Source organism: Mycobacterium shunyiense (assembly GCF_058270075.1).
Map to the genome: position 1 here is coordinate 1 of NZ_JBZDPU010000003.1, position 15,094 is coordinate 15,094.

The window sequence follows — 15,094 nt, forward strand, 5'->3', positions numbered from 1 at the left end:
CCTACAGTGGGCCACGACCCACCAACCCCAAGTCGCATAGCGACTGGACCACCAAACGGGTCCCCCTCACCGGGGTGGGCGTAGAAATCGCACATCGCGCGGTTGAAGTCCTTCATGCTGGTATTGCCTCGCATGCCGATTCGGCACACTGGCCATCTCTCGTCGCCGGTGCGGGTGAATTGACCGTGGCGCCGCACTTCGCGTCGATGGAACTCTTTGGCGAAAGCCTCAACTGCGGTGCTTTTGCCGAGGCCGGGATAGCCGTCGAGCGCTATGGCACCTTTGACGCGATCTCCGTCGCGGTCGTTGCCGTCCATGATGTCCCACAGCGTTTCGTGCAGCTCCACAAGTTGCGGTGTCTGCAGCGGCCCAATGTTGTTGTGCCAATCGTTTCGTCGCTGGTTGTAGATGTCCGCGGCGGATTCACTCAGACGGCGGATCTCTGATTTCGTCAACGGCTCCGGACGTTCTCGTTTGGGTGCTGCGACGGCGTCGCGCCAGCCCTCTTTTCGGGACAACGTGAGGTTGTCCAGGTTGGACCGTTGCTGTGGTTGAGTGATGCCGGCGGTGTTCATGATGTCCTCCTACATGTCGGCGCAACGATGCGTGGGTCGGTGTGCTCGTCGGGGCCGTACTCATATGTCCTCCCATACGTCGTCGTAGAAGTGTTCGTCGTCGGGGAGCGGATCGTCGTCGAGCTCGTCAATCATGTGCGCGTTGTTGTCGATCTCGACCTCGTCTTTGGTGCCTCCGTGAACGTCGAAAGATGGTAAAGCTGAAGCCGATTGGTTAGCTTCGCCTGCACTTCGCGCGTCTTGACTGAGTGTGGATTGTTCCCGGGAAAGCCTCAGCGCAATGCGACGCTCGGTCGGTGTGCGAGCTTGACTGAGATGGTGCTGTTCCAGGAGTTCGGCGAGCGCCAGTTTGTCGTCGAAGTAGCGGTGCTTTTTTCTGACGAGATCCCGGGCGTACTCCAAGCCGTCCTCGGACATCGGACCGTCGCAGACCTCCGCCTCGGTCCATACGAGGGTGTGCCACTGCTGAGTGGTCTTGAGATCGAAGAAGTACAGATATCGCACATCGTCGGGATCAATGTGGAATGGCCACTTGCCGCCTTGTTCGCGATAGGGGCTTTCCTCTCCAGCCGCGTAGCTGCCGAGGCACTTGCCACGGTAGACACGGTTGCGTGTCTGAATGCCGTAGGGCTGGATGGTGCGCCAGTCGACCTTGAGAAACTGGTAGGCAAGATGCGGATCACGCGGCGCCTCGATGTAGCCGGCGCGTGCGATCCCGTGCTCGAACATCTGAGTTGGCGACAAGCCGAGTCCCCAAAGGCCAGGCTCGCCGATCCCGCGGTGGGGCCTGCGGTGGTAGACCGTAGCCACCCATGTGCGTAGCAGTGCCTCAAGCTCGTCGATGAAGAAGAAGGCATCTTTTTCCGGATCTAGACCCCGCGAATAGACGTCCGGGCCCTTGTAACCGGGCAGCTCTTGCAGAACACCTTCGCGGATGGTGCGAAAAAAGCGTTCGACTGGACCCTTGTCTTGCCCTTTGCGTAGACGGGCCGGTTGTATCGAGATTCCCAACTTTCGACAGGCACTCGTCAGATGTTCACCGACATAGATCTTGCCGTGGTCGACGACAATCGTTTCGGGGACAACGGCCGGCGTGGCTGCAAATACGCTAGCAGGATCGAGTGTGTTGTGTTCGACCAGAACCGATCGCGGTACGCCGTGTGGCGGCCACACCGCGTCCTCGGGCCAATCGACACCTGCCGGAGCTGGTCGAAAACACTGATACAGCACTGCGGCCGCGTCGATTGCTTTCGTGGACGCAGGAGTCAACCGCAAGCCTGTGATACACCGGGAATACCAGTCCATGGCGACGGTGAGATCAACCGATGTCCAGCGCAGCGTGTTGGGATCCATGGCGAAAACATCCAGTCGCGTGGTATCCATCAGCAGGTACTCGCCGGGCCGAGCCGGATGCAGTTTGCCGTATGGCTGCTGGGAACGAGATGCGATGTCCCGGTTACGTTTAGTGCTCCCATGAAGGACGGGGTACATGCGCTCAAGTGTGTCGACGATCCGGTAGGCCGTCGCCGTGGACGGTAGCGGCACAACACCGACGCCGTAATCAGCGATCAGGCGCGCACGGGCATGAGAAATCACAAACTTCGCGTTCGGCTTCGACATCTCGACGTGCTCGCGCATCACGTCCAGCGCGGCCTGCCTGAACAATTCAAAAGACCTGCCGCCAAGTCCCGGCCGTATAGCCCTAGCCGAGACGAGACCGACCTCGCCATCCTTCTCGAAGCTTCGCACCCACCGCTCCACGGTGCGTTGGGATTTGTGAAGCTGCTGCGCCTTGGCGCATACCCGAGCTTGCTTCGAACGAGTCAACCGGTAGCAGGCCCGAGGCTCCCCCGGCCGTGCGGCTTCTGCGCATCCCGACCGATAGCCGGTCAGCACCTCCCGTACGTGTTCAGCACGCCACCGGGCTTCCTGCCGCGCCGATTCTGGTGCTGCTGACCACCTGACTGCCGTGCTGTCGCCACTGTCTGCATCGACATCAGGTGCGAGATCTTCCCCGAGCAGACGAGACCTTTCGGAAAGCATCAGCTCACTCAGGTCGAATCGTCGGATCGTCTTCGTTCGCAGGTCTTCGGTGATAGCTTCCATTCGTCCATCGACCGAATGCATTTCGACTATCTTGATGACCTCGCCGTCGTATGCGAATCGCGTTCCGGTGCCTACTCGCCCTCCTGCACGCTTCATCTCTGTACCTCCAATACCGTTGATGGGGACAATGTTTGGTTAATGCTTACTGAGAACTCGTGATGCCATAGCAGATGCAGAAAGGCCGCGCGTACCAACGGCTTGGGAGATCCCGCCAAGCTCGACTCGGCGTCCTTGATCGTTCGACCACTGAAATCGTCTTGGTGAGAACGTATCTCGCCAAGAATGCTCTGGTTGAGCAACCACTCGCGCCGGTACCCCGCAAGGAACCGTACGTTGGCCAAGCGGATACGCTGCGGCTCGCTGACGATCAAATATGTCCACCCACAGGATTCGACGATCGCACGGGTCCACTCACACAGCTTGGCGATCTTCGGTTTGTCAAGGCGCTCTGCACGGACGACATCAACGACAACCGGCCCGTCGTCGCTGTCCCACAAATAGTCCAGAATGTGTCGGCGGGACTTCCCGTCCACCTCGGCCTGCAACATGAACGGCTGCGCCACGATGCGTCGCACCGTTGGGTCAAAATCGGCTAACAGCAGGTTCGCGAGCTCCAGCCGTGACTCATAGATCACGTGGTCGCCCACCGTGGCCGACCAGTACGTTCCCGAGTAGTGACGCTGACCGAAGTACCAGCGGAAGGTGCGCCAGGGCCGCGCGGCGAACAGCGCAGCCGGCGAAGCCTCCCCCACCGGCACCGATCGTTGCTCGCCCATCAGTGGCCGATACTGAAGAACTGCGGAATCTAGATCGATATCTATCGCCATCACAGCTCACCCACCATCACACCGGCAGAGACTCCGTCGACAGCAAACTCAACTAAGGTGAATTGGGGCCACTTCGGAGTTCAATTACTCCGCTCAGTATCCGCCCGGATTGCCTCATTCCAGTCCAGCAAAGCAAATTTTCAAACAGGCTAATATTGCGCGCAAATAGCGGCGGGCGGCCGTTTCACCAAAGTGCACATTTCTCAATATAAGAGCAGCTATTTTAATACGAGATTAGATGGTTGATAGAGTCAAATAATCTAGATTGTAGCTAATGTTGAAAAATGTTGATCAGCACTACGTACTACAGGATCGACCTGCATAGTATGCGGAAATTAGCCAGCTTGCAAAGTCCGCTGAGCAAATATCAGCCCTACACTTTGTATAGGTACCGAGGCGGACTCGGCCAACAGCACCGCACTGCTGACACTCCCCATCATGGCATTCCGTAGCGGTGCTACACCGAAGTGTAGCACCGCATCACTTTGGAACATTGCCGTAAGTGCCCATGCCCGCCGGAAAATCCCGCCAGCACTGCGCTGCCCACGCTCTAATTATTGCGACACAACAAGTTTCAGCAATTTGAAACTAAATCTGCGCTCAGCTTAATTACTGGTAGCACCAGGACAAAGCCCTAGTACCATAGCGGCGCTACGGTAGCTACAATCGGCCGCCAACTCAGTTGTGCGATTATTTCGCAATAACGCTGAATGCAGACGATTTGCTGGTGGTGATTCCGTAGCACTTCCACAAGCGCGAACGAATAGAGCGATGATCAGGTCCCCCTCGTCAGAGTGTTTGACCACGCATGCTCGCGTCAACGCCCGTGTCTGGGAACAACGGCGCCCGATCACCGTCCAAATGCACACCATCGCGTCGACGTATCCAGGTGACTCACCGGTTGAGACCTCGGTGCTGTCGCCACCTACCCATAATGAATAGATGGACTTTGGTGCCTGATGGTGTTCGAGGAACTCTCTGAGCGCGAGCGACGCATAGTTGCCGACGCCCTAGCCGATGGCTGGTTGTCCGGATGGCGTTGGTCGCAACAAGATGTGCGCTGGCTCGCGGCTCTTGCTACGAGAAGCATCACCTTCGAGGACTACCGAGCGGAAGTTCTTGCATCCGTCGATCGTGTTCGTAACGCATGACTTCGAAATGTCAGGCGAACAGTCGTTCTCGTAGCAGCAGCATCGCCAGCGATTCAAGGTGACTGGCTGACGAAGTGGCAAGTGAAGTCGCCTTCGAACCGGAATCGCACTGCGGGCAACTAACCAGAACCAGAACCAGAACCTCCGAGCTTCCAGTCACACAGGCAACAACCACACATCACGCGCGCACCCAAACCAGTGGCCAAAGCCCGTCACGATCACGTATAGGCGCAACTCCAACCACCATGCCCGTCGTCGGGCCCAAGATCGGGTCATCGGCGAGCACCAGATTCCACATCGCAGCTTGATGGTCCGCACTCGCCCGTTTGACGTAGTGGAACTGGTCGGGGTTAAGAGGACCTGCGAGTCGTGGTGGGTTCACCGGCGGCGGAATTCCCATCTGATCACCTACTCGACTGAGAGGTTGTCTCACATGATCGTAGGACCGATCACACCGTCAACCAAGCCTCACGCTCAGACCTCAGCTGGATTGATCTCGGCGTGTAGCCGTCTAGATCCCGCAACCCCGCTATCTCCCAAACAGGTGCGATCGAATCGTTGCTGGCGGACTTAAACTCTTGTTCATGGGTGGGATGTTGCGTGTCAATCCGGACTCGCTGCGCAATGCTGCGCGCACTCAGGCCGACGTGGGTGAGTTTGTCTCAGGTCTGGGTGCTGGCCAATCGCTGCACAGTGCGAGCACTGGGGTCTCCGGTCTGCTCAGCGAGGAAGCGTGCCAGTTTGCCAGCTCCAGGGTCGATGCCGCCCTGAGTGCAGTCCGTGAAGACCTGACTAAGCACTCCGACAACCTGTCAACCGCGGCCGCTCGCTACCACCGCATGGACGAGGAGTTCGGGCGACGCTTACGCAGGTTCACCCAGTGATCCCCCGCTCAGCTCCTCGACCAATCGTATCCGTCTCAAGGCTCACGCCGTGACGGTAACCATTCCCCAGGTTCAGGAATCCCATCCCGAGACGCTCACCGCGTCCGCTGCCGAAATTGGCCAGAAGGCAACAGGTTTGGCCTCCCAAATCGACAGGCACCGCGCCAACATCGACGGGTTACGGTCGGGTTGGCAGGGCACCGCCGCCGACGCGGCGTTCGCGAAAGCGCAACCCACTTTGACGCGCATGCAACAAATTCACGACGCGCTGAACCGGGCTCAATCCGCCATGCAGGAGGGCGGCACCGCCTTGGCTCAAACCCGCACCAGTCTCGTCGCGGCGGTGGACCAGTTGAAGGCCCAGGGCTGGCAGATCGCACCGGACGGCACGGTGTCGGTACGTCCTAGAAGCGTGCTGGACGAGTACGCCAAGACGAGTCCGGCCTTCGCCATGAAGCTTCGTCAGCTGGCCGCCACGAACTCAGTGGGTCTCAAGGCGCAGTTGGCGAGTTTCGACACCGCCGACCGACAGCTCAGCCAGAGCCTTCGCACCGCGGTCGGTGGGCTAGACACCGCGCCACAGAACTTCGGGCCCGGCGGTCCCCCGGAAGCGCCGCCGTATGACACCGGCGCGGAGATCCCGGTCGGCAAGAATGCCGAGGAGGTCAACAAGTGGTGGGACTCGCTGCCACCGGAGAAGCGCCGGCAGCTGCTCGATGATTGGCCGGAAAAGTTGGGCAATCTGAATGGCATTCCGGTCCAAGACCGCAGCACGGCGAATCTGTCGATCATGATGCAGGATCTCAATCGTCCTGCCCAGGTGGCCAAAGCACGCGGGGTCACGAAAGAGGAAGTGCTGGCTCACCCGGAAAAGTACGGGATGGCTGGGCAGATGATGAGCCGCTACAACAACGCCGTTAAAGTTGCCGAGGCTTTGAAGGCCGACGCCGACAATGCCGTGGACGCCAATGGCAACACCCCTGAGGTGCTGCTGATGAAGTACGACCCCGAGGCATTCGACGGTGAAGGGGCGGCGGCGATTGCGATCGGTAACCCCGACAAGGCCGCAAACACCACCGTGATGGTCTCCGGTCTGACCACCTCGGTGGCCGGCGGAACGTTGTCCGACGGGACCGGGGTCAACGTTTACAACGAGGCCAACAAGGCCGATACGCACAACTCCACAGCTGTCGTCCAGTGGATGGGCTACAACGCCCCAGACCTGGATGCCGACCTGGACACCAACATGATTGGGGTCACCGAGCCCTTTATGGCACGCGACGGCGCGCAGCTATTGGCTCCCGACGTTAACGCCCTCGACGTCACACACGACGGAAACCCCGCGCACACCACCGTCATCGGCCACTCATATGGGTCGACAACGGTCGCCGACGCCGCTGCCGGCTATGGGATGCGCGCCGACGACATCGTCCTTGTCGGCTGCCCCGGAACAGATCTGGCGCAATCAGCAGCCGATTTCCACCTACCACCCGACGGCCACCTCTTTGTCGGCGCGGCGTCGACTGACTTCGTCACGGGAATGGGGCGCGAACACGTCAACATCCCTGGAGTCGGCCTCGGCACCGACCCCGCCATGGACGGGTTCGGCTCCACCCGCTTCCACGCCGAGGTGGCCGGCATCAACCTCGATCCACGCGACATCCTTGATGAGCACACCTCGTACTTCAAAAAGGGGTCGGAGTCGCTGTTCAGCATCGCCGACATCGTGTCCGGACACGGGGACGATCTCGAAAGGCACGGTATGACCGCTGCCCACCGCGTGCAGACTCCCGCGTTGCCGTTCCCCATACCGGGAGTGTCACCGAAGGTGGGGTTCGATCCGGAACTGGTGCACAAGTCCAACAACGACCACTATCACTGAGGTGGTGAGCCATGACGATCGAGAGAGACGGGGCAACGACCTTTGAGAATTGCATGGGTACGAATCGCCGGAACGCTCACGGGTCTGCTCTGCCTGGTGGGGTGCTCTGGCAGCGTGGATAATCCGATTTCCCCCGAGGATGCTCGCCGTCAGGTCATCGATGCGTCGCGTCAGGTGATCGCCGATCTCGGCGCCGAGGTGGCTGATGCGAAGTTCGGTTACGACTCGTGCAACGACTACGGCAAACCGCCGTTCCAGGGTCACAGCAGGCTGAAGTTGTGGATGCCAGACGCCGATCGGTCTCGCGAGGTCTCGTCGGACTCTGTGCTGGATAGGTTGCGGCAACGTGGTTGGCAGATCGATCCCGACTTTCATTCCCATGCAACCACATTCAAACGCGACAACGTGGACGTGAGCGTGTGGGTGATCCCACCACCGAAGCCCGACAAGCCGCCCGTTGCTCACGTGATGATCGATGTCTTGGGAGAGTGCCGCGACAACTTCGACCATCGCAGCAACCAGACGAACTCGCTGTCTGAAGATATTAAAGGAGACCTCGCCACCAGTTAGAGGCAAAGGAATCGCTAGCGCGCATCGGATCAATATCTGAGACTCAGGACGGCGTGCGATGGTTCGGAACCAAAAGCACCACCGAGCCGCGACCAGTTGTTCAGAGTCCCGGGACGAAATGCGTTCGAGTACACACCGCGCGCCAGTTGGTCGGCCGCGTGCGCACGCAGGTCAGGGAAGGTTGGCCTGGAGTTGACGGTCGGCCAGTCGCTGGAATTCATCGTCGGTGAGTTGGCCGGCGTAGAAGGCGGTTTCGATGGAATCCCAGTCGCCAGCGGTGTAGGCGTCGGTGGCGACACCATTGATTCGGACTACCTCGCCGAAGCTGTATCGCCACCCTAAGAGTTTTTCCATCATCTGCTCTGTCGTGATGATGCCGGCGGTGCGCTGATCGATGATCTCGGCGGGTTTGACGTCGAGCTGGGTGGGGTCGTCGGCGATGCGACGCAGAACACGTTGGATGGTGGCCTGAGACTGGTTCCCGACGAGCTCGCTGATCTGCCGCTGGGTGAGGCCTTGGACCACGGCAGCGTCGTAGATTTCCCGTTCAAGGTCGAGTTCGTCGATGCGTTGACGTGCAGCTTTGGCTGCGAGCCGTTTTCGTGCACGGGCCAGGTTGGTTTCGGTGGACATGACGACACCTCCTGATTCATTATGAATCAGGAGGTGTCAGCCGTCGAGCGAGTGGGCGGTGTGCATCTGATGAGCCCGTCTCACCCCAATAAACTCGGCCGCCACGAGTCCGGATTCCGCAAGTCCGGCGGTCTGCATGCAACGATCAGCTCTGGCTGCGGGCCAGTCGGCAGAACCGCGCGGAAATTTGGGGGGCACCGATGACGTTGTTGCTTGATACCGAGACCTGGTACTCGGTAGGGGCTCAATTACGTGAATGCTCGAAGAAGCTCGAGGAGTGCACACACACTGCGGCTACCGCTCGCGACGAGGTGGGGCGTTGTCTCCAACAGCTGGAAGAGCACTCGACTGGAATGACCGGCGTTCTGCATCCGTGCGCGGATACCGTCCGCGAATCGACTGATGCAATGCTGCCCGTCACGATCAGCAGCGTTGCCGATCAAATTGTTGGGACGGCCGACAATTTCACCCGACTAGACGAGGAGTTTCGCAGGAGGCTCGGCCCGTAGCTGCCTAGATAGGACGCGGGTGGCGAGGCACACGGTATTTTCGGGAATCATTCTTGCGGCCAAACTGTTTGGTGGGCACTGACTGTCGGGCTACCAGACCCCGAACATGCATAACCGACAACAGCCCACGACCAGTCGAACCCATCCACGGGGAGCCCGAAGGCATATTCTGGCGCGGCACCGGAGTGCCGCGCTTGAACGACGCGATTCATTGACTTGGTTCTCGGAGGGCCAAGCTAACTCGCTCACTGCGAAGATCCTCGACCAGATGTGGGTCGATTTCCGGGCGAGCCCCGTACGTGAAGCCCGCCGACGGCGGTCGGCATGACGGTGAGTTCCTCGCGCGGAAACCGCTCGGCGAGGGACATTACCTGCAAGGCAGCCTGGCGCGACTCGGCATAGGAAGACATATCCCAAGCCACTATTCGATCTGAGTTTGTGATGCCGGAGTTTTCTTCACTGCGGCGGCCCAGGCGACCATTTCAGCTGTGTTGTCAGCGGCGGGGGGAGCCGGTCCGGTACCAGATCCCCGTCATCGGGGTGGTGAAAGATGAATTCCCGCGCACCGTCGATCGCGGTCTGATTGAACAACTTCGCGAGGTACGCAGAGCCGTCGAGGACAGCGTCGGCCCGCCCGTGCGCGAAACCGGTCGATTCATCGTCTCCGCCGGGCGCGATCATCATGAGCCCCACGGTAGGAGACATTGGAAACAGAATGACCCACGCCGATCCAACGCCAAGGCCGGCATCCGCCGGCGCATCCGGATGGGCCACCAGACCAACCGGTGCATCGGAAGTCAACAGCCGCTTCCTGCTGAATTGAACTAGCTGCCAACTCCGGCTGAAGAATTACGGTCCGTACTGCTCAATATCCAACATCGACTGCACGTGAACGCTTTTCGAGTCCATCTCGCGATGGCTCGGCGTGCGGGTCCGCTGCAGCGCGAGGAAAGTGGCCAGGATTGCGCGCTCGTGCGCGCGGAGCGGCCAAGAGCGGTCAACTAGCACCTTCCGGAAAACTGCAGCAGCATCCCGTTCGATATCTGACAGAAAGTCTTCGACTGCGTTTGGGTTGTCACGCAAGTCGATGTTGTAGAAGTCCCGCATCACCGATGCGTTGCCGGTCGACAGACGAAATCGCTTCTTGCTAGTCAGCCGCGCAACTCCGAGTTGGTTGTCGTCGTTGGCAAAGCGATCCAGGTAGAACCGAGGGACCGTATGGTGACCGCGTTTTATGTCAGCCACGCATCGGGATCCTCATAACGGTGAGCCCGTCGACCCATGTGGTGGACTCAGCACAGACTACGCAGGCTGGGCAGGTCCTCGTGTGCGGCAGCCGTCGGACCAGTTCGGAGCCGGCCGCAGTCCGCACCAGCGCACTCAGCATCGCAGGCACTAGTTCCTCTCGGTGGGATAAACCTTATGTTCTCGGTCGTACCAAAGGATCCGAAATACCGGTCCGGCCAGATAACCCCAGATACGAATCGCACTGCCATGCCTTAACCGAAACACCCGCTCGACGTCGACCTGCAACTCCCCTAACCGCTGCTGGGCCTGGATGCAAATAGAACTGACCGGCTGATCATGGTGCTTTTTGTGCCCCTCCCGACCGCCGGTAGTCATCGCCTTAACCTCGCGCCATGTCAACCTTGACAGTTCCTCAAGCAGCTTCAGGAGGTCAGCAATGTCCTTAGGCGTGAGATCCCACGCCCATTCCCCCGTGTATTGGTGGTCGATTTCGCCCGCGGACCAAGCAAAGTCCTGGTTGTCGATAGCTTCCAGCGGGGCCGCGCTCTGCTTGACCTGCTTGCGCTGGGGGCGCCCCGCACGCTGTGGCAGCTGCTTGTTGCTGTTGTTCTTACCCACACCTTTTACTGGTTCCTCGGGTGCTCGATTACAGGGTCACCAGTCGACGAGTGGCTCGTCGTCGAACTCCGCCTCGTCCAGAGCGTCGGCTTCCTTGACCGCCAGCGCGCCGAAGAAATCCTGCATCGTCTCGAGCTCAATGACGGCCGATGACAGCGTGCCTGCCGGAAGACCTGCCCGAGCTTCAACCCAGGGTCGCTCGGTATGCGACTTGTCGCTAAGTTGCTGACCGGTCAGTTTTCCGTAGGCGAACAGCACCGCATCAACGGTCTCGCGTTCGTCCTGGGACAGTTTGTCGGAATCGCCCGTCGGCCACTGCCTGACGCGGAACTGGCCGCGGTGCTCATCAAACAGCTCGTAGACCACGGGACCGTTGGCCCAAGCACGAATAGGCTCGTCGAACAGTGGCTTCTCGTCCCATGCGAGCGACCAACCCTGGCTGTAGTAACAGAGCTTCTGCAATTTCATCGTCGACATCGCGCCGCGCTTCTCCAGGATGTACGCCGCGACGTCATGCACCGATACCATCGTGTAGCGACACCTCCTGTCACTGGCTTCGGACTTGCCATTACGGTACGACCCGAGTATGACATCGCTTGCCCGGTCTCCGTTGAACCCGCATAAATTGCGACGTCGCCGTCGGGAGCTGCGGGGTACAGAATCATGGCTAACCACCGCTATCCATCCCATCGGATACATGTCGGGACGACGCTACGACAGGCAATTCACCCAGCGGTAGTCCTTGGGCTTCCGCAGCTTTGGGAACTTCGAGCCGACTCGTCGCAGACGAGCTGTGACTGATCCAAAAATCGTGCATCGTTCCGGTGTTGCGTGCCGCAACCCCGCGATAGTCTCGCAGCGATTCGCCTGACGGCGTGGGGACCGGCAGCGGGAAGTTGGGGGTAGGCGAATGCCTGCAGCAGGGTGGTACGCAGACCCGTGGCAGCTGTCGGCGCTGCGGTGGTGGGACGGGTTCCAATGGACCGGCGCCGTCAGCGAACCGGTGGCGCCTCCCGCGGTCGCGCAGACCTCCATGGTGAACGGCCTTGCCACATTGTTCGGTAATGCAGACCGGATCGCCGTGATCGATGTCGAGACAACAGGGCTCTACACCAAGGACCGCGTCGTGGAGATCGCGATCGTCACGCTGAACCGAGAGGGCGTCATCACCGATGAATTCGACACTTTAATCAACCCTGCTCGTGATGTCGGCCCGACGTGGCTTCATCGAATCACGCCGTCGATGGTGACCGGCGCACCGCTGTTTTCCGACGTCGCTGGACATGTCGCCGCACGTGTTCATGGAGCTGTCTGTGTAGCTCACAACCTCCGGTTCGATTCACGCATGGTCGGCGCAGAGATGCAGCGTGTCGGTATCGAGATCGACTGGGGATCGGGTCTGGACACGTTGTCGGTGACTGGATGCAAACTCGGACAGGCCTGCGCTGACCACGGGGTCACGCTCGACAATGCCCACCGCGCGCTCGCCGATGCCCGGGCCACCGCACAGCTCCTGATCGCGGTCGCCGGCCAATTTATGCGTGCCGGAGCCGCAGCACACGCGCACCCGATCGAGGCCAGCCCGCTGCGCGTGTGTACCCGCGACGGCCACGCCAACGCTTACGCGCCGGCCCCGTACCTGGCGCAGCTTGCCGCAGGTCTACACGTAGCACCCGATGTTGCCCCCTACATCGCACTGCTCGATACTGCACTCGCTGACCTTCGAGTCACCACCGACGAGCGAGCTGAACTTCACACAGCGGCAGCTGAACTCGGGTTGAGTGCGTACCAAATTGAACGCGCACACCGAGCGTTCCTCGACGGTCTCGTCGAAGCCGCCCTCGCCGACGGTGAGGTCACCGATGACGAAATCAACCAGCTGTGCCGCGCGGCCGCATTGTTGGAACTGGATCCCGACTTTGTTCTGCGGCAGACCGACGCGCATCGCACAGTCAAAGGCGCCATCGTTCTGGCGTTGGGTCTGTCGGTGTGCTTCACGGGAAGTGCGACCGACAGCTCTGGCAACGAAATCGACCGGAGCGACCTGGAGCTGCTTGCTGCGCGAAATGGTCTGGTGGCCAGGGACTCGGTCACGGCCAAAGGCTGTGATCTTCTGGTCGCGGCCGATACATCAACGAGTTCCGGAAAGGCCGACCAAGCCCGGCGGTTCGGTATCCCGATCGCGTCGGTCGACGACTTCCTGAAATCAGTGGGCACCCCGTACCCACTACCCGTGCTCCGGCTCGAACACATCGGTGTCGCGCTCGTGTGCGCTAATTGCGGTGATTCGTGGATCGCCAAGCGCCGCAGCAGTCAACCGCTGTGCGGCACCTGTAAGTAGCCAACGGCGCTGAGGAAGCCTCGCACCGATAATTCCCAATTCTGTCGACGGTTGGGCACTCACCTCATCGCACGCAGACCCAGCAGTTCACCAACGCAACCGGGACGTAGATGCAGTTGCGCGCGAGCGGCCCGATACGGGTCCACGTGAGCTTCCCGGTGGTCGACGAGCAGGTGTTGCTATTCAGCGATGGGTCTGCGCTCTGCTGACGACGATGCCGCCGACCTGCGACGACGCTGCCTCGCGCATCGCTAGTGGATGATGAGTCACCCCGAGAATGTGGCGTTCACGGAGTCCCGGCCCGATCTGGCTCTTGAGCTGATCGAAGTGCATCCGACCTTGCAGACGGCACGGCGACCTAGCACACTGCTCGCCACACTCCCGTGAGTTGCGGCCTTGAAATGGCTTCTCCGTCCGGGGGTCTGGCTTCGCATTGCCGACGTCTATCTGCTCCTGGCGGTCCCATTCCGGTCCGCGAGGCACGGGAACGCATGTGGTCACCGGCCGTCGTTGCCTGGGTATGGTCGCATGTACAGCATGCTCGGTGGGGGGTGGTTACCCTGCAGCACTCGTTGCGCCACGGTGGTGTCGAGGAATTGGCCGTACTTCGACTGCGCGACCTCGACGAGCTCCGAAAGGGAGTCCACCGTGAGCCTTTTCGGCTGATCCCCGGGATGCTCGTGGGTGTGGAGCCACGCAGTCCTTGCCTCGGGAATGTAATGTGCCAGCGCACTGTAGGTGAGCCCAGTTCCTGGAATGGGCAGGCGCATATGGCGAGTGGGATCGGCTCCATCGGCCAATGACAAATCTAGTGTGGCCTGCCCATGCGGCTTGTGAATGATGGTGCCATTTATGTCATCCGGCATGACGAGGCCTGTATCGGGCATGAAACGCAGGGGTTTGTCGCTACGTCCGCTGACGCGGACCAGGTAACCACCGACAGTATCGACATCTTCCCAAGCGATCAGGCCGCTCATGGCGAAGAAGAACCGTGCGTCCAATCCCAGGTCGCCCGGCGCCGAGTCATCCTGAAAGACTTCGCTGAATGCGTTGAATGCCTCGCGGTCTCCGATCCATCCGGTGCCGATCGCGGTTCGATCTTCTTGCTGGCCCCGGGAGATCACAGTAATTCGAGGTTCTGGCGTGCGAGCGACAACTAGGAAGCTCTTCGAAGCTCCTGCTGTCTCATACATTTCGGCTGAAAGTGCGCGCAGCGCGTCTTCGATTCCATAGACGGATTGGCCACGCAGCTCTGCTACCCGGTTGACTGCCGATGCGGGAGTATCTCCGGCAAAGCCGACAACGATGTCGTCGTCAACGATCACCACCTTCTGCCCCGGATTGCTCAGCGTCCGCCGGCTGGCAGTGTCATCGATTCGGTCAGTGACCTTGGTATCCGACAACAGCGTGACAGCTCCGGAGTTAGCATCGGTGATTTTTGCGATAACAAACGTCATAGCCGTCCTTCCACGATGCATCCACCGTCGATGATGATGCTCTACCGATTGGATTGCTGAGTCGGCCGAGTGCCCACCTCGCGTAGTCCCGCCTCTCACCTCGCGCTATCGTCGCGTCATCAGCCAGCGGGCCCATCTGACTGTTAACCCTCTCGGAATTATCCGCTCGCAACAATGTCATGAGGCGAATGCGTCGCCCCCACGTGCCATCATCTAGCGACATGCATGGTGCGCGGATCGAGGCGTGCATACGGACCCTCGGACTGGCCTGGACCGGATAAGGACGTGGATGA

General features: G+C 60.2%; 13 protein-coding genes and 2 pseudogenes. 5 read left to right on the top strand and 10 right to left on the bottom strand.

Annotated elements, in window-relative coordinates:
- The 3 genes and pseudogenes from AC4ELH_RS01775 to AC4ELH_RS01785 form a co-directional block, all read right to left on the bottom strand.
- Nucleotides 1-575: pseudogene (locus AC4ELH_RS01775) on the bottom strand (hypothetical protein); the annotation flags it as partial.
- 60 nt (nucleotides 576-635) lie between these two features.
- Nucleotides 636-2,777, bottom strand: a complete 2,142-nt coding sequence (locus AC4ELH_RS01780) for a TnsB C-terminal domain-containing protein (protein WP_498883080.1) — start codon at nucleotides 2,775-2,777, stop codon at nucleotides 636-638.
- A complete protein-coding gene (locus tag AC4ELH_RS01785; protein ID WP_498883082.1) occupies nucleotides 2,774-3,508 on the bottom strand; it encodes a TnsA-like heteromeric transposase endonuclease subunit in 735 nt (244 codons plus the stop codon). The genes AC4ELH_RS01780 and AC4ELH_RS01785 overlap by 4 nt, the downstream gene beginning before the upstream one ends.
- 1,735 nt (nucleotides 3,509-5,243) lie before the next feature.
- Here AC4ELH_RS01785 and AC4ELH_RS01790 point away from each other — a divergent pair.
- The 3 genes from AC4ELH_RS01790 (at nucleotide 5,244) to AC4ELH_RS01800 (ending at nucleotide 7,995) form a co-directional block, all read left to right on the top strand.
- Nucleotides 5,244-5,543 (top strand): DUF6317 family protein, encoded by a 300-nt coding sequence (locus AC4ELH_RS01790; protein ID WP_498883083.1) that lies wholly within the window; start codon nucleotides 5,244-5,246, stop codon nucleotides 5,541-5,543.
- A 49-nt stretch (nucleotides 5,544-5,592) separates the two neighbouring features.
- Nucleotides 5,593-7,425, top strand: a complete 1,833-nt coding sequence (locus AC4ELH_RS01795) for an alpha/beta hydrolase (RefSeq protein WP_498883084.1) — start codon at nucleotides 5,593-5,595, stop codon at nucleotides 7,423-7,425.
- Between the two features lie 114 nt (nucleotides 7,426-7,539).
- Nucleotides 7,540-7,995 carry a lipoprotein LppJ family protein gene (locus AC4ELH_RS01800; RefSeq protein WP_498883086.1) on the top strand — a complete coding sequence of 152 codons (456 nt, stop codon included), beginning with the start codon at nucleotides 7,540-7,542 and terminating at the stop codon, nucleotides 7,993-7,995.
- 171 nt (nucleotides 7,996-8,166) lie between these two features.
- On the opposite strand, the gene AC4ELH_RS01805 is transcribed toward AC4ELH_RS01800, so the two are convergent.
- Nucleotides 8,167-8,628 carry a winged helix-turn-helix domain-containing protein gene (locus AC4ELH_RS01805; RefSeq protein WP_498883087.1) on the bottom strand — a complete coding sequence of 154 codons (462 nt, stop codon included), beginning with the start codon at nucleotides 8,626-8,628 and terminating at the stop codon, nucleotides 8,167-8,169.
- Nucleotides 8,629-8,828: 200 nt separating this feature from the next.
- Between AC4ELH_RS01805 and AC4ELH_RS01810 the strand changes: the two genes are divergently transcribed.
- Nucleotides 8,829-9,137 carry a hypothetical protein gene (locus AC4ELH_RS01810; protein ID WP_498883088.1) on the top strand — a complete coding sequence of 103 codons (309 nt, stop codon included), beginning with the start codon at nucleotides 8,829-8,831 and terminating at the stop codon, nucleotides 9,135-9,137.
- A gap of 456 nt (nucleotides 9,138-9,593) precedes the next feature.
- On the opposite strand, the pseudogene AC4ELH_RS01815 reads toward AC4ELH_RS01810, so the two are convergent.
- The 4 genes and pseudogenes from AC4ELH_RS01815 to AC4ELH_RS01830 all read right to left on the bottom strand — a co-directional run.
- Nucleotides 9,594-9,971 (bottom strand): annotated as a pseudogene (locus AC4ELH_RS01815) (DUF4238 domain-containing protein); the annotation flags it as partial.
- A 15-nt stretch (nucleotides 9,972-9,986) separates the two neighbouring features.
- On the bottom strand, nucleotides 9,987-10,382 hold the full coding sequence (locus AC4ELH_RS01820; RefSeq protein WP_498883089.1) for a DUF4238 domain-containing protein: 396 nt from the start codon (nucleotides 10,380-10,382) through the stop codon (nucleotides 9,987-9,989).
- Between the two features lie 150 nt (nucleotides 10,383-10,532).
- Nucleotides 10,533-11,003, bottom strand: a complete 471-nt coding sequence (locus AC4ELH_RS01825; protein ID WP_409550791.1) for a hypothetical protein — start codon at nucleotides 11,001-11,003, stop codon at nucleotides 10,533-10,535.
- Nucleotides 11,004-11,039: 36 nt separating this feature from the next.
- Nucleotides 11,040-11,531, bottom strand: coding sequence for a Panacea domain-containing protein (locus tag AC4ELH_RS01830; protein ID WP_409550790.1), 492 nt, complete (start codon nucleotides 11,529-11,531; stop codon nucleotides 11,040-11,042).
- Between the two features lie 382 nt (nucleotides 11,532-11,913).
- On the opposite strand from AC4ELH_RS01830, the gene AC4ELH_RS01835 reads away from it, so the two are divergent.
- A complete protein-coding gene (locus tag AC4ELH_RS01835) occupies nucleotides 11,914-13,344 on the top strand; it encodes an exonuclease domain-containing protein (RefSeq protein WP_498883092.1) in 1,431 nt (476 codons plus the stop codon).
- Between the two features lie 183 nt (nucleotides 13,345-13,527).
- Here the strand turns inward: AC4ELH_RS01835 and AC4ELH_RS01840 are convergent, their stop codons facing one another.
- The gene (locus AC4ELH_RS01840; protein ID WP_409550788.1) at nucleotides 13,528-13,677 is read right to left on the bottom strand and encodes a hypothetical protein; all 150 of its coding nucleotides are present in this window, start codon (nucleotides 13,675-13,677) and stop codon (nucleotides 13,528-13,530) included.
- 164 nt (nucleotides 13,678-13,841) lie between these two features.
- Entirely contained in the window at nucleotides 13,842-14,801 is a 960-nt protein-coding gene (locus tag AC4ELH_RS01845) for a hypothetical protein (RefSeq protein WP_498883095.1), read from the bottom strand.
- Nucleotides 14,802-15,094: the final 293 nt, after the last annotated feature.